The sequence below is a fragment of the Streptomyces venezuelae genome (assembly GCF_008642275.1).
Classification (GTDB): Bacteria; Actinomycetota; Actinomycetes; order Streptomycetales; family Streptomycetaceae; genus Streptomyces; species Streptomyces venezuelae_E.
Genome location: NZ_CP029189.1, coordinates 7,578,276 through 7,595,317, shown reverse-complemented (window position 1 = coordinate 7,595,317; position 17,042 = coordinate 7,578,276). Strand labels below are relative to the sequence as shown.

The window sequence follows — 17,042 nt, the reverse complement described above, 5'->3', positions numbered from 1 at the left end:
GCGCTGTCAGTGGCGGCGCCTACAGTCGCCGTATGACGGCGAACGACCGGACGGCGGCGGCAAGGCCGGGCCGCGCCGCCCTCGACCATCTCCTGCGGCTGATCGCGCGATCCGCGTGGGGCGACGAACTGGTCCTGCGCGGCAGCATGGTCATGCCCGCGTGGGTCGGCGGCCGGGCCCGGCCGCCGGGTGACCTCGACTTCGTCGTGCCGCCGCCGTCACCGGTCCCCGTCGACCCGCGGTACCCCCATCCGTACGTCCCGGCGTACGACACCGTGCAGCAGTGGCCGGAAGCCGCGGACGGTGCGGCCGGGTACGAGATCTGGGCGGACGGGGAGGAGGAGTTCGAGACGTGTGGGCTGCGCGCGCACGTCCCGCCGGAGGGCCTGGTCTGGCAGCCGGAGCCGGAGCCGGAGGACTTCCCTCCGTACGAGGACCTGCTGGAGCGGATCCGCGCCAGCCCGCGGGCTGCCGCGGGCGTGCTGCTGGACGCGGACGGGGCACGCCGGGACGGTACGTGGGCCTACACGTACACGGACGGCGAGTTCGGACCCCCGGGGATCAGGATCCTGATCCCGTGGCGGGCGGACCATGGCCAGGCGGGGGTGGCTCAGCTGGACTTCTCCCGGGACGAGCGGCTGCCCGAGGCACCCGTCTGGACGGCCGTGCCGCGCGGCGACGGCGGGGTCACGGTGGTCCGCACGGCGAGCCGGCGGCTCTCCCTGGCCTGGAAGCTGCGGTGGCTGGTGGCGGACGCCGCGACCGAGGAGGGCCCGCGCTGCAAGGACCTGTACGACGCCGTGCTGCTGGCGGAGGCCTGCCGGGAGCTGCCGCTGCCGGAGCCGCCGCGCCTGGCGGGTGTGCGGGTGGACGAAGGGGCGTGGCAGCTCTTCCGCGAGGCCCACCCCGGTGTGCGTGGCCCAGCCGCCGCCTGGCTCACCCGCCTCCGGACGGCGCTGGCTCCGGCGGCCCGATAGCGGCGGGCCGTGGTCAGGGCTGGTCGTGCCAGGCGAAGGCCGCTATCCGCCAGCCTTCGGGGGTCCGGACGAACTGGATGGTCTTGGTGCCGGCTCCCTCGAACGGCTTGCCGTCCAGCAGTCCGGACTTGCGGTACTCGCCGAACCGCGACGCGATGCCGCCCGCGATCTCGGTCCGTTCGGAGGTCTCCCACTCGGAGAACTCGGCCAGGCGCCCGCCGGGGGCCAGCAGCAGGCGGCGCGGCTCGATGAACTCGTCCACGGTCCAGACCGTGAACTGCGGGCCGGTCACGGTGATCACTGCGCGCGGCAGCACCAGCCGCCTGATCCGGTCCAGATCGGCGGGCCCGCCACCCCTGTTGTCGAAGGCGCCGAAGAACTCGGCGGTCACCACGTCTATTTCGGCCTTGGACGACATGGCGCGACCCTAACACCGGCGGTTCCTCCGGTCCGCCCGTTCAGGCGGCGAGGGCTGTCGTGATCACCAGTGGCGTGGCCTCATCGGCGGTGCCGGACGTCCTGGAGCTCGATCCAGTAGCGCCGCTTGGGGCCGATCAGGGTGTCGCGGACGTCCTCCAGTACCCCGCCGTTGCCCTCGATCGTGCGGACGGACGCCTCGTTGTCCGGGTCGCAGGTCAGAAGGACCCGGTCCAGTCCCAGGAGGCGCGCCTCGTGCAGGACGGCCGCCAGGGCCCAGGTGGCCAGGCCCCGGCGACGTGCCGACGGCCTGACGCTGTAGCCGATGTGGCCGCCCGCGTCGAGCAGGAAGCCGTTCAGGTAGTGCCGCAGGTCTATCGCGCCCAGGTAGGTGTCACCCTCGGTGATCCACCAGTACGTCGCGTGGACCCGTCCGTGGTCGACCGGCAGGGTGCGGTCCGAGTAGCGGCGCAGCCGCTCCACCCAGGCGGCGAAGCCCTCCGGGGTGTCCACCTCGTCGTCGGAGCCGAGCCCGCCGCCGTCCAGGTGGGCCTCCGCTCCCCACTCACGCTGCGCGTCGAGCCAGGAAGCGTGCAGGTGGGGGGTGGGTGTGATGAGCTCAGGCATACCTCGGACCATAACAGCCGGCCCGACCGGGCAGCCGGTGCGCGGCCCGCCGGCCTATGTCGCCGGCAGGGGGCGTGCGCGGGCGATGACCAGGGCGACGTCGTCGTGGTCGTCCGTGCGGCGCAGGGAGTCCAGGAGGCGGTCGCAGGTCTCCTCCAGCGGGCGTCCGGTGTCGGCGAGCAGGGTCAGCAGGAGGTCGAGGCGTTCGTCGATGGGCTCGTCGCGGGTTTCGACCAGGCCGTCGGTGTAGAGGACGAGTTGGTCGCCGGGGTCCATGGCGATGGCGGTGGACTCGAAGGGGATGCCGCCCACGCCGAGCGGTGCCCCGGTGGGCAGGTCGAGCAGCCGGGGCCGGCGGCCGGAGCGGATGAGTACGGGGGGCAGGTGTCCGGCGAGGGCGACCCGGCACTGGGCGGCGTGCGGGTCGTAGACGGCGTACACGCACGTGGCGATGGTCTCCTCCAGTGCGGCGGTGGTGTGGTCGAGCTGGTGGAGCACCTGGGGCGGGTCGAGGGCGAGTTCGGCGAGGGTGCGGGTCGCCGTACGCAGCTGTCCCATGCTCGCGGCGGCGTTGATGCCGCTGCCCATGACGTCTCCGACCACGAGGACGGTGGTGTCGTCCGGTCCGGCGATGGCGTCGAACCAGTCGCCCCCGATCTCGCTGCTGGCCGCGGCGGGCCGGTAGCGGTAGGCGACTTCCAGGCCGGGTGTGGGCGGCGGGTGGTGCGGCAGGAGGTGGTGCTGGAGGGCGAGGGCGGTGTGGTGCGCGTTGCGGTACCAGCGGGCGTTGTCGATGCACACGGCGGCGCGGGCGGCGAGTTCGCCGGCCAGCACGATGTCGTCGTCGTTGAACGGCAGCGGGTTGCGGGTGCGTTTGAGGTCGAGGGCGCCGAGGACCTCGCCGCGGGCGATGAGCGGCACGGCCAGGTAGGAGCGCAGCCCGGCGCGGCTCAGGAGGTTGGCGGCGGTGCTGTCGCGGGCGATGCGGGAGATGTCCTGGGCCTGTACGTGGGCGACGAGGACCGGGTGGCCGGTCGTCACGGACTGGGTGACCAGCCGGTCCGCGGCGTAGCGGGCGATGTCCCCGGGCGGGTCGGCGGCGCGGACGGCGTCGCTGGGGTAGGCGGCCGCGAGGGCCAGGGCGCGGAACACCGCGGGCTCGTGGGCGGATGAGCGCAGGGTCGGCCGGCCTTCGAGGACGGAGTCGAGGATGTCGACGGCGGCGATGTCCGCGAGCTCGGGCACGACGACGTCGGCGAGCTCCCGTGCGGTCTGGTCGAGGTCGAGGGTGGTGCCGATGCGGACGGTGGCGTCCGCGATGAGGGCGAGGCGGCGGCGGCTGCGGGCGATCTCGATGGCCGCCCGGTGACTCTGGGTGACGTCCACCACGGAGGTGGCGAGGCCGAGTACCCGGCCGGTGGCGTCCTCCAGCCGGTAGTACGACACCGACCAGGCGTGTTCGGTGCGGTCTCCGCCGTGGGTGCGGCCGGCCGTGAACTGTTCGAGCAGCGGTGTCCCGGTGGCCAGGACCTGGCGCATCGCCGACTCGGCGGCCTCGGCGTCGTCGAGGAAGGACAGGGCCTCGCGGACGCCCCGGCCGATGTGGTCCTCGGCGGGCAGCCCGTTGATCCGCTCCAGCGTGGGGTTGACGAGCACGTACCGCAGCTCGGTGTCCAGGACCGCGAGGCCGATCGGGGACTGGGCCACGAGGCGCGCGGACAGGGCGAGGTCCCGCTCCAGCTGGCGCAGCCGGGTGCGGTCGGTGGCGATGCCGAGGGCGTACAGGTCGCCGTGTTCGTCGAGCAGCCGCATGTTGCGGAACTCCACCAGGCGCGTGGTGCCGTCCCGGCGCCGCACCGGGAAGGCCCCCGCCCAGTCGCCGGCGCCGCCCATGACGCGCGCGAACAGCTCCGTGACCAGGCCCACGTGCTCCTGGGCGGCCAGCAGCCGGGCGGCGGGACGGCCGAGCGCCTCCTCCGCCGTCCAGCCGAACAGCTGCTCGGCCTGGGGGCTCCACAGCGCGACCCGGCCTTCGGAGTCGAGGACGACGGCCGCGACGTTCAGGACGTCGAGCAGTCCGCTCGGCGGGGAGACCCCGGCCATGCCGGGACTGATCCCACCGGTCCCCGACCCGTCGATCACACCCATCGGCGACGCTCCCTTCCGGCATCGTCGGCCCGGCGCCGCCCGCCGCCACCCGCCCCGGGGCGGTCCGTGGCACACGGCTTCCTCTCATCGTGCCCCCGAACCCGTCCGGCAGCGTCCGGAGCGGCCCGGCCCGGGCGGCCGCCGGCTCGCCAGGCACGGAACGGCGGGCGGCGCAACCCCGGCCTGCGCCGGGGTCCGGGACGGCCGTCAGGCCGGGGTGGAAGGGCTTCCGCGTTCCTGCGGTCGGGCCCCATGGAATCGAACACCCGATACGGACGGGCCCGCCGGGACCGTGGTCGCGTACGTGCTCGGCGAGGCACTGAAGCTCCCGGTCGACGAGGAGCGGCCGTGCCGGGCCGTGGCGGGGGCCCTGGCGGTCGCCGTGTCCCGCACCGGGCGACGGGTCGGCGCTCGGAGCGTGGGCCGTGGTGACCCTGCGGATCGTCCTGCTGCCCGTCGCCGCACGCGCCGCGTCAGTGCTCCTCGTACGGCTCCCGGCCCGTGTGCGGCACCGTGACCGCGGGCAGCCCGGCAGGGGGGCCCGGCCGGTCCGGGGCGGGGGTGGTGAGCGCGTACGCTCGGCGGATGGCGAAATACTTCGACGTACACCCCGAGAACCCGCAGCGGCGCACCATCGACAGCGTGGTCGACATGATCCGCGGCGGGAAGCTCGTCGCATACCCGACCGACTCCTGCTTCGCACTGGGCTGCCAGTTGGGCAACCGTGACGGAATCAGCCGGATCAAGTCGATCCGGCGCCTGGACGACCGCCACCACTTCACCCTCGTGTGCCAGAACTTCGCGCAGCTGGGCCGGTTCGTACAGATCGACAACGACGTGTTCCGCGCCATCAAGGCGGCGACTCCCGGCAGTTACACCTTCATCCTCCCCGCGACCTCGGAGGTGCCGCGCCAGCTGCTGCACCCGAAGAAGAAGACGGTCGGTGTCCGGATTCCCGACCACGTCGTCACGCAGGCCCTGCTCGCCGAGCTCGGTGAGCCGCTGCTCTCCAGCACCCTGCTGCTGCCCGACGAGCCCGAGCCGATGACCCAGGGCTGGGAGATCAAGGAGCGGCTCGACCACGAGGTGGACGCCGTGCTGGACTCCGGTGACTGCGGCACCGAGCCGACCACGGTCATCGACTTCTCCGGTGGTGAGGCCGAGATCGTGCGCCGGGGAGCGGGCGACACCTCCCGGTTCGAGTAGTCACCGCCCCGACGCCGGTTTCACTTCCGTGTAGCGGCCCAGGTAGTGGAACGCGCCGGTTGCGACCTCGTAGAGGTGGGCCGTGCCGACCCTGGTCAGCACGTGTGTGTTGGCGTCGAAGGACAGCGGCTTGGCCAGGCCCTCGTGGGCCGTCCGGAAGATCCGCCGGGTCACGCCCGCCCGGTCCCGCCTCTCCTCCTCCAGGCCGGTCAGGGTGGCGGCGAGCAGTCCCACGGCGTCGTAGGCCTCCGTGGCCCAGCGGGCGGGCGGGGCCCCGTACGCGGTGCGGTGGGCGGCGACGAAGTCGGCGGCGGCGGGGACGGCCAGCGGGTCGGTGAAGAGGGAGCTGAACAGCCAGCCCTCGGCGGCGGGGCCGGCGGCCGCGAGGAAGGCCGGTTCCATGGCGAGCTGAATGCCCATCCGCCGGCCCTGGAATCCTCCCTCGGTCAGGGCGCGGGCCATCCGGGCCGCGCGCTCCGGTGAGGTGCCGGCGTAGACGACCCCCTCGGCTCCGGCCCCGGTCAGTGCGCGTACGACTCCGGCGAAGTCGGAGCCGCCCGCCGGGATCCGGTGGACGCCGAACCTGCCCGCCGACGGCGGGTTCTGTTGCAGGGCCCGGACGACCGGGTAGGCGGGCTCACCGCCGTCGACGTCCTCCACCAGGGCCGTGTGCTGGACGGGGTGGATCCGGTGGAAGTAGTCGATCACCGGGAGGGCGAGTTGGTCGCCGGCCGGGCGGGTGGCGACCAGCGTGCGCCATTCTTCCCTGGTGGTGGCGTTCTCGGGACTGTCGGTGGACACCAGCAGCAGGGCGAGGTCGGCCGGGCCGCAGGCGACGGCCAGCGCGGGCACGGCCGCGTCCCAGGTGGGGCCGACGAGGGCGAGCACCGCGGGGTCGGCGGCCAGCTCCCCGACCACCTGTGCGGCGCGCGCGGCGTCCCCGCCGTCGTCGGCGACGCGCAGGGCCAGCCGGAACGCGGCGTCCGGCCGGCTGTTGTGCCGCTCCACGGCCAGCTTCATGCCTCGCTCGTGGGCCTGGCCCACCTCCTTGCCGGGTCCGGTCAGGTCGGCCTGGAGGGCCAGGGTGTGGGTGGCGAGTGCGCGTGCGGGCGGCGGCGCCGCGCCGCGGCCCCGGTCGCGGGTGGTGAACCAGGCGACCGGGCCGCCGATGACGGCCAGGCCCGCGCCGGCCCCCAGCAGCCGTCTGCGCGTGAGGCCCGGGACGGCCGCCTGCGGCGCGTCGATGCGGGTCGGCTCGGGGACCGGCAGGTCCAGGGCCCGGGTGGAGCGCTCGGCGATGAGGCGGGGCAGCGGGGGCGGCAGCCAGTCCTCGGCGTCCGGGGCGGGCAGGTCCGCCCCCAGGAGGCCGCCCAGCTCGCCCGGGGTCGGCCGGGCCGCCGGGTCCTTCGCCAGGCAGGCCAGCACCACACCGAGCAACTCCGGCGGCAGTGACGACAGTTCGGGCTCGTCGTGCACCGTACGGTAGACCACCGCGGCAGCGTGCCCGCCGCCGAAGGGGCCGTGCCCGGTCGCCGCGTACGCCAGGACGCAGCCGAGGGAGAACACGTCGCTCGGGGCGCCTGCCACGGCGCCGTCCGTGCGGGCCTGCTCCGGTGCCAGGTATCCCGGGGTGCCGAGTACGGCGTCCGCGGCGGTGAGCGTGAGCGCGCCCTCGGCCCGTGCGATCCCGAAGTCGATCAGCCGGGGCCCGTCGGGGGCGAGCAGGATGTTGCCCGGTTTGACGTCGCGGTGGACCAGCCCGGCGGCGTGCACCTGTGCCAGGGCCTCGGTGAGCCGCGCGCCCAGGATCCGTACGGCCCGGACGGGCAGCGGACCGTACCCTCCCACGGCCTCGGCGAGGGAGGGCCCGGGGACGTACGGGGTGGCAAGCCAAGGCTCACGCGCCTGCGGGTCGGCGGCGACGACCGGGACCACCCAGCGCCCGGTCAGCTGCCCGGCCGCCTCCACCTCGCGCCGGAACCGGGCGCGGAAGTCCGGGTTCGCGGCGTGGTCGGCGCGGATGACCTTGACGGCGACCAGGGTCCCGGCGGCCGACCGGGCGAGGTACACGGTGCCCATGCCGCCCGAACCGAGGCGTCCCAGCAGCCGGTTGCCTCCGATCACGGCCGGATCGGCGGGGGTGAGGGGGCGCATCCGGGGCTATCCCGCCGCGGGCTGGACGGCCGGACCGACGTAGCGCATCCGGCCTCCCTCCACCTGGTGCAGGAAGTAGAAGTTGCCCTTGACCTGCCGCCGCTCGTCGAAGGTGTACTCCTTGGTCAGGCCGCGGAAGGTGCCCTGGGCCAGTACGTTCAGCAGCGCGGCCCGGGTCGGGCGCGCGCCGCCTGCCGCGGCGGCGACCAGCCGGTCGATGATCAGGCGGGTGGCGTCGAAGGCTTCCGCGGTCCAGATGTCGGGGGCGGTTCCGTAGGCCGCCCGGTGCGCGCCGGCCATCTCCGCGACCTCGGGGGCCTCGGGGCCCGTGTACGGCGTGCAGAACTGCCAGCCTTCGGCGGCCTGGCCGGCCGCGGCGAGGAACTCGGGGCCGGCGATGGTGTAGTCGGCCGCCCGGGGGCCCGCGAAGCCGGCGGCGGCCAGCAGCCCGGCGGTCTTGGCCCCGCCGGCCGGGGTGCCGGTGTAGAAGAAGCCGTCGATGCCGTGGGCCAGCATGTCCGTGATCACCGGGGCGAGGTCGGCGGCTCCGCGCGGGACGACCCGCCCGTAGTAGGTGGCCTCGGGTGCGAAATAGGCGATGGTGCGGCTCAGGAGCTGGGCCGCCTGCCAGGTGTCCGTGTCCCCGCCGCGGTCGCTGAGGATGCCCATCCGGCGGACGCCCTGCTTCGCGGCGAGTTGCAGGTTGACCGCGCTGGACTGAGCCGAGGAGATCGGGCAGCTCTGGAAGAAGCTGCGCCGGTCGGTGATGCTGAAGGTGCTCGCCAGGGCGGACACGGTCATCAGGGGGACGGAGGCCTCGCCGTAGAGCTCCAGGCACGGGATCACGGAGTCGTTGCCGGTGGGGCCGACGACGGCGAACAGGTCGCGGTCGGCGATGAGTCCGGTGGCGACGGCCGCCGAGCGGTCCGCCTTCCCGCCGTCGTCGGCGGTGGCCACCGTGAGCGTGAAGGGCTTGTCCTTGCGGGAGTTGAAGGCGTCGACGGCGAGCCGCACCCCGCGCTCCTGGGCCTGTCCGGCGGCCTTCTGCGGGCCGGAGAGGTCGGCGTGCACACCGATCACCCACCGCCGCGTTGCGTCCGCGGCCGGGGTCCGGGCCTTGTCCTCGTCACGCAGCGCCAGCCAGGCGGCCAGCCCGCCGCCGGCCGCGAGGACGGCGGCGCCGGAGGCGAGGGCGAGGAACCGCCTGCGGGAGGGCGCCGGGGCGGCCGTGCCGGGTGCGGGGGCGGCTTGCGGGTCGGCGACCGTCTCGTCGATGCCGGGCAGCGCGAGCAGCGTCGCGGCGCGCGCGGCGATGGTGGCGACGACCGGGTCGGGCAGCCAGTCGGTGCCCTCCCCCGGGGTGTCCTCGGTCAGTGCGGCGTCCAGCTCGCGCGCGCCGGGGCGGATGTCGGGGTGCTTGGCGACGCAGGTGCGCAGCAGCGCGGTGAGTTCGGGGTCGGCGAGGACCTCGGGGCCGAAGTCGGGCTCGTCGTGGACCGTGCGGTAGAGCACCGCGTCCACGGTGCCCGTGCCGAAGGGCAGCCGTCCGGTGGCGGCGTACGCGAGGAGGCAGCCGAGCGAGAAGACGTCGCCGGCCGGTTCGGCGGGGCGGCCCTCGGCCTGCTCGGGCGGAAGGAAGCCGGGGGTGCCGAGCACGGCTCCGTCGGAGGTCAGGGCGGTGTGCTCGCCGCCACGGGCGATCCCGAAGTCGATCAGGCGGGGCCGGTCCATGCCGAGGAGGACGTTCCCGGGTTTCACGTCACGGTGTACGAGGCCCTGCTCGTGCATCACCGCGAGTGCCCGGGCCAGGGCCTTGCCGAGGATGCGTACGGCGCGCAGCGGGAGCGGGCCGTGGGCCGCGACGGCCTCGGCGAGGGAGGGGCCGGCGACGAAGGAGGTGGCGAGCCACGGTTCGGCGGCGTCCGGGTCGGCGCCGGTGACGCGGACCGCCCAGGGGCTGTCCACCTCGGCGGCGATCTCGGCCTCGCGCCGGAAGCGGGCCCGGAAGTCGGTCTCTTCGGCGTATTCCGCGCGGATCACCTTGACCGCGGCGAGCGCGCCGTCGTCGGTCCGGCCGAGGTAGACGACGCCCATGCCGCCGGCGCCGAGGCGTCCGAGGAGCCGGTGGCCGCCGATCCGGGAGGGGTCCGAGGGATGGAGCGGCTCCATCAGCCCGCCGCCTTTCCGAGCTCCTGCTTGGCCTGGATCATCATCATGCTGGTGCCCATGGCCACGAAGGAGCTGAGATCCTCGTTGGCGACGCCCTGCGCGCCCTTGGCGGCGATGGCCACGGTGACGGGTCCGTACTGGGCCTGCGACCAGGTGTAGTCGTAGGGCCCGCCGTCCTGCGCACTGACGTACTTGCCGGTCTCGGTGAAGGCGTCCTCGGTCCAGGCGTTCAACTGCTCGCCGAGGTAGAAGACGCCGCCCCACAGGGTCTTGAGTTCCTCGCCCTCACGCAGCTTCTGGTCCGGGCACCGCAGGACCTCTTCCATGGCGCGGGCGGTCTCCCAGCCGGATTCCTCGCGGCTGTGATGGACGGTGACCGTGGCGTTGATCCGCACCCGGCCCCGGCCGTCCTTGGCCGGGATGTGGAAGTACCGGGTGCTCGTGGCGAGCACGTCGGCCGGCAGGCCCTCGGTCTGCCAGACGCAGCCCGCGTCGAGCACGGGCCAGCGGCCGGGACGGCTCTCGAACGGGGTGCTGCGCACGACCTCGGGTCCGAGGTCCTGCTCGGCGACGATGATCCGGGCGAGCAGGTCGCGGGCCTCTGCGGCCGTCTTCGGCTGCTTGGACTCGTCGACCGGAGGCATCGGGATCGGGACGGCGCTGCCGGGCGGGGCGGCCGGGGTGCTCGCGCCGGTGCCGCCCGTGCCCGGGCTGCCCGTGCCCGACGCGGCCGACGCACCCGGGGTGCCGCTCGCGGCTCCGCCCTTCGGCGTGCCGTCCGCCGTGCACCCGGCGACCAGGACCAGACCCGCCACCGCGCAGCCGCAGGCGCGCAGCACGGCCTTTCCTCTGCTCTGTCCCACCAGTCCCCCCACGGCACGGATGGTACCCCGCCGGGGGCGTGCGCAACTGGCTTACATGAAAAGGATGTTGAGCCTCTGCGTCCTGTTGCCGCAGGCGGTCCGGGGTCCCGGCGGATTGGCGGTGGGTGGGACCGGCGTGCGGGTGGTGGCCGACGGCGGCCGGGGCGGCGAGCCGGTCCAGCCGCGCCCGTCAAAGACAAACCGGTCCACCGGTATGTAACACACCGGAGCCGGGCATGCTCAAGGAGGCGTCCACACACGGGAAGGAGCCGCTCGTGCTCACTCAGGTTCTCAACTGGCTGCGACGACTCACAGGACGCTCCACCGGCACCCCCGACGACGAGGCCGCGCCGCTGAGCGCCCGGGCACCGGTCTTCACCGCCAACTTCCAGTCGGCCTCCCAGTGGGTCGCCGGGCGGTCCTGGGCCTATCCGAACGGCGGCCCCACCAACACCGGTGACAACAAACTCGACTACCTGGTGGCCGATCCCTCCTACAGCCGCACCGGCACGTTCCGGGCCACCCGCCGCCCGGACGGCAAGTGGAACGCGGGCCTGCTGACCACGGAGGGCAGCAGCGAGGGGTTCATGGTCCGGACCGGCGACGTGCTGGAGTCCCGGGTGCGGCTGCCCTCCGAGATCGGGGCCTGGCCCGCGATCTGGACCTGGCGGGACGGCGGCAACGAGATCGACGTCTTCGAGTACCACCCCGACAACCCCGACCTGCTCGAACTCTCCAACCACGTGAAGGGCGGCTCGCGTTACCACCGGGACTCCGCCATCACCCCCGGCGGCTGGGTGGACCTCAAGGTCGAGTTCGGGTCACGCTCGGTCGTGTGGTGGGTCAACGGCACCCGGGTCTTCGCCGACCGCCGGGGCGTCGGGCGCAGCTGGCGGGCCTACCTCATCGTCAACCTGTCCGTGTGCGCCGGCCGCTACCACCCGGCGCCCGAGCCCGGCGTCTCGCAGATGTCCTACGAGGTGGAGTACCTACGCGTCCACCGACCCTAGGGATGCGGACCCGCAGGCCTGGTGACCCCACCGGCTGCCGTTCTTGGTGATCATGTCACCGGCCGCGTACGGCTTTCCGCAGGCGCAACTGCCGGGGAACTTCGCCTTGATGGCCCGGGATCCGCCGCCGGCCGCGGTGCCCGCGGACGCGCGCCTCCCCGGTGCGGCCGCCTTGCGGCGCGCGGGGGAAGCCGCGGCCGGTGCCGGTACCGGCATCTCGGGGCTGCCGAGGGCCGTACCGGCGGCCTCCTGCCGGACCGCCGCGTCACTGGCTGCCTGGTCGGCGATCGCGTTCAGGTGGTCGCCGTCCTCGCGGTGCGCCGGGACGTACTGGAAGATCACGTCCCGGCCGGCCAGCAGCCCGTCGATCGCCTCGACCAGTTCACGGTTGGCGACCGGCTGCCCGGAGGCGGTCTTCCACCCGTTGCGCTTCCAGCCGGGAAGCCACTGGGTCACGGCCTTCATCGCGTACTGGGAGTCCATGCGCACCTCCACGGGCGTCCCCGGGTCCACCGCCTCCAGCAACTGCCGGAGGGCGGTCAGCTCCCCGATGTTGTTGGTGGCCCGCCCCAGCGGACCGGCCTCCCATCGCTCGGGGCGCCCCTGCGCATCGGCGATGACCCAGCCCCAGCCGGCCGGGCCGGGATTACCTTTGGCCGCTCCGTCACAGGCGGCGATGATGCGTTCGGACATCCCCCGATCATGCCTCATCCCGCGGGGCTTCCCGGCCGGTCAGCCCGGCAGCACGTCCTTGGCCGCGAGGCGGGAGCCCTCGTAACAGAGCCGGTAGACGTCGACCTGATCGAGGAGGTTGCCGTTCGAGCGGTAGTACGCGCACACGGTGCCGGGGGGTGCGGGCAGCGCCCGTAGGGCGTCCGGGACGTACCGGAACTGCTGCTCCGGAAGGAACGGGGTCACTTCCGCTACGTCCTGGCCGACCCGGACCGCGGCGAAGTCCGCGGGGCGCAGGACACAGGTGGTCAGCTGGTGGGCCAGGTAGGCACAGGAGGCGAGTGTCACCAGGCCGAACCCGATGGGAGCTGCGAACGCGGCGACGAACCGGTACCGGGCCCCGCGCCGGGCGACGGCGAGCCGCCGCGCCGATGCGGAGCCGGCGTGCTCCCCGGGCTCCTCGGCCTGCCCGGGCTCCCCGGCACCTCGCGCGTGCTCCGGGTTCACCTGGTCCGGCAGGGTGGCGAGGACCTCGAAGCCGCCTTCACGGGGTGCGGCGTGCAGCGTTCCGCCGATGAGCAGGACCCGTTCGCGCAGGCCGGTCAGACCGCGCCGTCCCGGGTCCGACTGGCTCGTGGCGGCTATCGGGCCGGCGGGCGGCGAGCCGGCCCGCGGCGCGGAGTTGGTCACCCGTACCTCGGTCCGGTCCGCCTGCCGGGCGATGCTGACCCGGACCGTGCTGCCGGGTGCGTGCTTGATCGCGTTGGTCAGCGACTCCTGGACCACGCGGTAGGCACTGCGGTCGACCAGCGGCGGCAGGGCCCGGGCCGGCCCTTCCCGCCGCAGGTGCACGGTGACCCCGGACTCCTTCGTCCGGGCGACGAGTTCCTCCACCGGTTCCACGGACGAGGCCGTCGGCTCCGTACCGTCGGAGCCGTGCCGCAGCACTCCGACGGTGTCCCTGAGGTGACCCACTGCGTCGGAGACGGCGGCGCGCAGCACGGCCAGGTCCGCCCGGTCCTGTCCGGTCAGCGTGGGCGAGAGTTCCAGGGCCCCGGCGCGCAGGGCGATGAGGCTCAGTTCGTGGCCCAGCGAGTCGTGCATGTCCGAGGCGATCCGGGTGCGTTCGCGCAGCCGGGCCTGCTCGGCCACGGACCGCTGCCGCTGTTCGAGGCTGCGCGCCCGCTGCCAGCCCTCGTGCACCAGGGCCAGCCTGGCCTGCCGGTAGCGACCGGCCAGCCAGGGCAGCAGGAGGGCCGCGGGGATGAACGACATCGCGTAGAACCAGTGCACGGCGCCGACGCCGAGGACGGCGCACAGTGCGAGGTCGATGGCCGTGCAGGCTCCGAACAGCACCAGCGCGGGCCCCGTACGGTCCGCCCGCAGGCCGAGGAGGTACGCCAGTACGGCCAGCGCCGTCAGGTACGGACTGGCCGTCGTGGTCGGATCGGCCAGGCCGGCGGCGACCACCGCGTGGGCGAGGAACACGGCCGCCCCGGGCCGGGTCCGGCCGGCGGGCAGCGCCACCGCGAGAATGAGCAGCGGCAGGACCAGGCCGAAGGCCGACGCGGGACGGGCCGCTTCCCGGTGGGCGAGGACCGCGGCGCCCGCCATCACCGCCCACAGCGCCGCGTCCCGCACGGCCGGCCCCCGCATCCTCACTCCCACGCCCACTCGCGCCGCTCCCCTCTCATCCGTCCCGCTGCTCCTGTCCGCCCGGGTCACCGGCCGGACCTCCGGCCGGGGCCAACCCTGTCACCCGTCGCGCCGCCGCAGGACGAGCCGGCCGGTCATGTGGGCGGCGGCCGTCCAGGCCAGCACGATCAGGATCGCGGCCGCGGGCGGGTAGGGGGCGTCGCCGTCCGCGAGCATGAAGTGGCCGCCCGCGGTCTGCGGGAGGACGTCGTTCACCGCCAGGAGGACGGAGCCCCCCAGTCCGGTACAGATGGTGGGGAGGGCGGAGACGAGGCCGAAGACCGCCGCCAGCGTGCCGACCGCGGTCCGCAGGGCGAAGGCCACCCCGACCGTGAGCACGGCGACCAGGGCGCAGTACAGGCCCATCGCCAGGGTCTGGGCGAGCGCCTTGCCCGGATCGAAGGACGCGTGGCCGCGGAAGGGCACCCGGGCCACGGCCATGCCGAGGACGGCGAACAGGCATCCGGCGGTGAACGACACCACCGCGGCGACGACCGCCTTGGCCAGTTGCAGGCGGTGTCTGACCGGCACCCACTGGAGCGAGGTGCGGACACTGCCCGTCGCGTACTCACTGGTGACCACGGTCATCGCGAGCACGACGACGACGAACTGACCGAGGATGACGGAGGAGACCGGGGCGTTGCCGAGCGGCTGGACTGGCTTGTCGTTGATCCGGGCGATGGAGCCGTAGTAGAAGGTGAAGACCGCCGTCAGCAGGATGCCGACGAGCAGGCAGGCGTACGGGGTGCGGATCGACCACAGTTTGGCCCATTCGGCGCCGACCGCACCGGCGAAGCCGCCGCCGGCGGGAGCCTGGACGGCGCTGCGCGCCGGGTCCGTCATGGTGCCGGTCATCGTGTCGGTCATCGGGGTCACGCCTTCGCCGTTCGGGTCGCGTACTCGACGCTGTGTTCGGTCAGTTCCATGTAGACCTGTTCCAACGAGGCGCAGACGCTGTGCAGTTGGTGGAGGCGGATGCCGAGGCGGTGGGCGAGGTCGCCGATCTCTCCGGCGGTCCTGCCCCTGACCACGATCTCGTTCCGCTCGCCGCCGGGCGAGGGAGCGAGCTCGGCGGTCACCCCGTCGTGGGCGAGCAGGCGGTCGGTCAGGGCGCGCAGGTCGTCGGGGCCGGCGGTGCGCACCCGTACCGAGGCCGAGGCACTCGCGGCGAGCAGTTCGGCCATGGGGGTGTCGGCCAGCAGCCGGCCCCGGCCGATGACGACGAGCCGGTCGGCCGTCAGCTGCATCTCGCTCATCAGGTGGCTGGAGAGGAAGACCGTACGGCCCTGCGCGGCCTGGGCGCGGACGAGTTCGCGCACCCATCGCACGCCGTCCGGGTCGAGGCCGTTGACCGGCTCGTCGAGGATGAGCACCTTCGGATCCCCGAGGAGGGCGCCCGCGATGCCGAGCCGCTGGTACATGCCCAGGGAGAACGCCCCGGCCCGTCGGCGCGCCACCGCGGCCAGGCCCACCGCCTCCAGGACCTCGTCGACGCGGCGCACGGGGATGCCGTTGCTGCGGGCCTGTGCGATCAGGTGGCTGCGTGCCGGGCGGCCCGGGTGCAGGGCCTTCGCGTCGAGGAGGGATCCGACCTCGCGGACCGGGTGGCGCAGCGACGCATAGGGCTTCCCGTCGATGAGCGCCCGGCCGGCGGTGGGCCGGTCCAGGCCGAGGATCATCCGCATCGTGCTCGTCTTCCCGGCGCCGTTGGGGCCGAGGAAGCCGGTCACCCGTCCCTCCTCGATGTCCAGGGTCAGTCCGTCCACGGCGACGGTGTCGCCGTGGCGTTTGGTCAGGCCTCTCAAGGTGATCACGGGTGTCCTTCCGGTGTCGTCCCGGTGTCGTCGGTGCTGTGACGACCGTAGAAACCGGCGGGGCCGGCGGGCATCGCCCGCAGGTCGGCGATCGGATCCCCTACTTTCGTCGGGGGTCCCCGACGAACGGCCCGGCCCCGGACCGCCGTTAGACTGCGCCGGTGGTCGAGGTGCTGCTGGCGGACGACGAGGCGATGGTCCGGGCGGGCGTGCGCGCCATCCTGGCGCGGGATCCGGGGATCGAGGTCGTCGCCGAGGCGGCCGACGGGTACGAGGCCCTGGACGCCGTACGCGCGCTCCGGCCCGCCGTCGCCCTGCTCGACATCCAGATGCCCCGGCTCGACGGGATCACGGCGGCCGCACGGATCCACCGGGAACTGCCCGGCACTGCGGTGATCATGTTGACCACCTTCGGGGAGGACGATTTCATCGGCCGCGCCCTGCGCGAGGGTGCCGACGGGTTCCTGCTCAAGGCGGACGATCCGCGAGAACTGCTGGCGGGTGTGCACGCGGTGGCCGCGGGCGGCGCGTACCTCTCGCCGAAGGTCGCCGCCCGGGTCGTCGCCGGACTGCGCGGCGGGCGGACGGCGGGCGGCGTGCCCGCGCGCAGCGCCGTGGAGGGGCTGACGGAGCGCGAGAACGACGTCCTGGCCCTGCTGGGCGCCGGTCTGTCCAACGCCGAGATCGCCGCTCGCCTCCTGCTCGTCGAGGGCACGGTGAAGGCCCACGTCAGCGCGATCCTGGGCAAGCTCGGGGTACGCAACCGGGTGGAGGCGGCGATCGCCGCGTACGAGGCCGGGTCGGCCGGACGCAGCCGCCGGACGGGGCCCTGAGCTCGCCTCCGAAGGGGTCCTCGAGCGGGACCGGCCGCACCGGTCAGGAGCCGGGGCCTTCGGCGGAGAGCAGTGCGCACTTCTCGAAGTTCATGCATCCGCAGGCCAGGCAGTCGGCGACGGCGGCCCGCAGGATCCGCGTCTGCTCGATGACCACATCCAGTTCGGGGAGCTTGCGCTCGGCGAGGGCGCGCCACTGCCGGGTGGCGCCGCGCTCGGCATCGCCGTCGAGCAGGCCGCGGATCTCGGCGAGGGTGAACCCGGCCCGCTGGGCCATCCTGATCAGCGCGAGCCGTCGCACGGTGCCGGCCGGGTAGACGCGCCGGCCCGAGGCCCGTTCGGCGGGCGGCAGCAGGCCCACGCTCTCGTAGTAGCGCAGCGCCGAGGGCTGCATCCCCACCTGCCGAGCGAGCTCACCGATCCCGAGCTGTCGCACCCGTCACTCCCCCTTGACCTC

Annotated in this window: 15 protein-coding genes; 4 read left to right on the top strand and 11 right to left on the bottom strand. The window is 74.1% G+C overall.

Features of this window, described 5'->3' with window-relative positions; genetic code table 11:
* Nucleotides 1-32: 32 nt before the first annotated feature.
* Nucleotides 33-977 carry a nucleotidyl transferase AbiEii/AbiGii toxin family protein gene (locus tag DEJ51_RS33690; RefSeq protein WP_150261402.1) on the top strand — a complete coding sequence of 315 codons (945 nt, stop codon included), beginning with the start codon at nt 33-35 and terminating at the stop codon, nt 975-977.
* A 13-nt stretch (nt 978-990) separates the two neighbouring features.
* Here the strand turns inward: DEJ51_RS33690 and DEJ51_RS33685 are convergent, their stop codons facing one another.
* The 3 genes from DEJ51_RS33685 to DEJ51_RS33675 form a co-directional block, all read right to left on the bottom strand.
* On the bottom strand, nt 991-1,395 hold the full coding sequence (locus tag DEJ51_RS33685; protein ID WP_150261400.1) for a DUF4440 domain-containing protein: 405 nt from the start codon (nt 1,393-1,395) through the stop codon (nt 991-993).
* Nucleotides 1,396-1,475: 80 nt separating this feature from the next.
* The gene (locus DEJ51_RS33680) at nt 1,476-2,021 is read right to left on the bottom strand and encodes a GNAT family N-acetyltransferase (RefSeq protein WP_150261399.1); all 546 of its coding nucleotides are present in this window, start codon (nt 2,019-2,021) and stop codon (nt 1,476-1,478) included.
* A gap of 54 nt (nt 2,022-2,075) precedes the next feature.
* A complete protein-coding gene (locus DEJ51_RS33675; RefSeq protein WP_150261397.1) occupies nt 2,076-4,169 on the bottom strand; it encodes a SpoIIE family protein phosphatase in 2,094 nt (697 codons plus the stop codon).
* A gap of 585 nt (nt 4,170-4,754) precedes the next feature.
* Between DEJ51_RS33675 and DEJ51_RS33670 the strand changes: the two genes are divergently transcribed.
* Nucleotides 4,755-5,375, top strand: coding sequence for an L-threonylcarbamoyladenylate synthase (locus tag DEJ51_RS33670; protein ID WP_150261396.1), 621 nt, complete (start codon nt 4,755-4,757; stop codon nt 5,373-5,375).
* On the opposite strand, the gene DEJ51_RS33665 is transcribed toward DEJ51_RS33670, so the two are convergent.
* The 3 genes from DEJ51_RS33665 to DEJ51_RS33655 are packed head-to-tail and all read right to left on the bottom strand — an operon-like array spanning nt 5,376 to nt 10,573.
* Nucleotides 5,376-7,529 (bottom strand): bifunctional serine/threonine-protein kinase/ABC transporter substrate-binding protein, encoded by a 2,154-nt coding sequence (locus DEJ51_RS33665; RefSeq protein WP_150261395.1) that lies wholly within the window; start codon nt 7,527-7,529, stop codon nt 5,376-5,378.
* A 6-nt stretch (nt 7,530-7,535) separates the two neighbouring features.
* Nucleotides 7,536-9,698 carry a bifunctional serine/threonine-protein kinase/ABC transporter substrate-binding protein gene (locus DEJ51_RS33660; protein WP_150261393.1) on the bottom strand — a complete coding sequence of 721 codons (2,163 nt, stop codon included), beginning with the start codon at nt 9,696-9,698 and terminating at the stop codon, nt 7,536-7,538.
* Entirely contained in the window at nt 9,698-10,573 is an 876-nt protein-coding gene (locus DEJ51_RS33655; protein WP_150261392.1) for a hypothetical protein, read from the bottom strand. Before DEJ51_RS33655 ends, DEJ51_RS33660 begins: the two co-directional genes overlap by 1 nt.
* A gap of 341 nt (nt 10,574-10,914) precedes the next feature.
* Between DEJ51_RS33655 and DEJ51_RS33650 the strand changes: the two genes are divergently transcribed.
* On the top strand, nt 10,915-11,571 hold the full coding sequence (locus tag DEJ51_RS33650; protein WP_223836254.1) for a family 16 glycosylhydrolase: 657 nt from the start codon (nt 10,915-10,917) through the stop codon (nt 11,569-11,571).
* Here the strand turns inward: DEJ51_RS33650 and DEJ51_RS33645 are convergent.
* The 4 genes from DEJ51_RS33645 to DEJ51_RS33630 all read right to left on the bottom strand — a co-directional run bounded on the left by DEJ51_RS33645 (nt 11,551) and on the right by DEJ51_RS33630 (nt 15,752).
* Nucleotides 11,551-12,264, bottom strand: a complete 714-nt coding sequence (locus DEJ51_RS33645; RefSeq protein ID WP_150261390.1) for a ribonuclease H — start codon at nt 12,262-12,264, stop codon at nt 11,551-11,553. The genes DEJ51_RS33650 and DEJ51_RS33645 overlap by 21 nt on opposite strands.
* A gap of 39 nt (nt 12,265-12,303) precedes the next feature.
* The gene (locus DEJ51_RS33640) at nt 12,304-13,899 is read right to left on the bottom strand and encodes a sensor histidine kinase (RefSeq protein ID WP_150261389.1); all 1,596 of its coding nucleotides are present in this window, start codon (nt 13,897-13,899) and stop codon (nt 12,304-12,306) included.
* Nucleotides 13,900-13,998: 99 nt separating this feature from the next.
* On the bottom strand, nt 13,999-14,805 hold the full coding sequence (locus tag DEJ51_RS33635) for an ABC transporter permease (protein WP_150261387.1): 807 nt from the start codon (nt 14,803-14,805) through the stop codon (nt 13,999-14,001).
* A 5-nt stretch (nt 14,806-14,810) separates the two neighbouring features.
* Nucleotides 14,811-15,752, bottom strand: a complete 942-nt coding sequence (locus DEJ51_RS33630; RefSeq protein WP_150261386.1) for an ABC transporter ATP-binding protein — start codon at nt 15,750-15,752, stop codon at nt 14,811-14,813.
* A gap of 161 nt (nt 15,753-15,913) precedes the next feature.
* Here DEJ51_RS33630 and DEJ51_RS33625 point away from each other — a divergent pair, with 161 nt between their 5' ends.
* A complete protein-coding gene (locus tag DEJ51_RS33625) occupies nt 15,914-16,585 on the top strand; it encodes a response regulator (RefSeq protein WP_190620837.1) in 672 nt (223 codons plus the stop codon).
* 43 nt (nt 16,586-16,628) lie between these two features.
* Here the strand turns inward: DEJ51_RS33625 and DEJ51_RS33620 are convergent, their stop codons facing one another.
* The gene (locus tag DEJ51_RS33620) at nt 16,629-17,021 is read right to left on the bottom strand and encodes a MerR family transcriptional regulator (protein ID WP_150261385.1); all 393 of its coding nucleotides are present in this window, start codon (nt 17,019-17,021) and stop codon (nt 16,629-16,631) included.
* Between the last annotated feature and the right edge of the window lie 21 nt (nt 17,022-17,042).

What these genes read in the sequence shown, in the direction of transcription:
- DEJ51_RS33665 (WP_150261395.1), bottom strand. Translation starts at nt 7,529, where the DNA reads ATGCGCCCCCTCACCCCCGCCGATCCGGCCGTGATCGGAGGCAACCGG.
- DEJ51_RS33690 (WP_150261402.1), top strand. Translation starts at nt 33, where the DNA reads ATGACGGCGAACGACCGGACGGCGGCGGCAAGGCCGGGCCGCGCCGCC.
- DEJ51_RS33660 (WP_150261393.1), bottom strand. Translation starts at nt 9,698, where the DNA reads ATGGAGCCGCTCCATCCCTCGGACCCCTCCCGGATCGGCGGCCACCGG.
- DEJ51_RS33635 (WP_150261387.1), bottom strand. Translation starts at nt 14,805, where the DNA reads ATGACCGACACGATGACCGGCACCATGACGGACCCGGCGCGCAGCGCC.
- DEJ51_RS33680 (WP_150261399.1), bottom strand. Translation starts at nt 2,021, where the DNA reads ATGCCTGAGCTCATCACACCCACCCCCCACCTGCACGCTTCCTGGCTC.
- DEJ51_RS33675 (WP_150261397.1), bottom strand. Translation starts at nt 4,169, where the DNA reads ATGGGTGTGATCGACGGGTCGGGGACCGGTGGGATCAGTCCCGGCATG.
- DEJ51_RS33670 (WP_150261396.1), top strand. Translation starts at nt 4,755, where the DNA reads ATGGCGAAATACTTCGACGTACACCCCGAGAACCCGCAGCGGCGCACC.
- DEJ51_RS33640 (WP_150261389.1), bottom strand. Translation starts at nt 13,899, where the DNA reads ATGCGGGGGCCGGCCGTGCGGGACGCGGCGCTGTGGGCGGTGATGGCG.
- DEJ51_RS33685 (WP_150261400.1), bottom strand. Translation starts at nt 1,395, where the DNA reads ATGTCGTCCAAGGCCGAAATAGACGTGGTGACCGCCGAGTTCTTCGGC.
- DEJ51_RS33645 (WP_150261390.1), bottom strand. Translation starts at nt 12,264, where the DNA reads ATGTCCGAACGCATCATCGCCGCCTGTGACGGAGCGGCCAAAGGTAAT.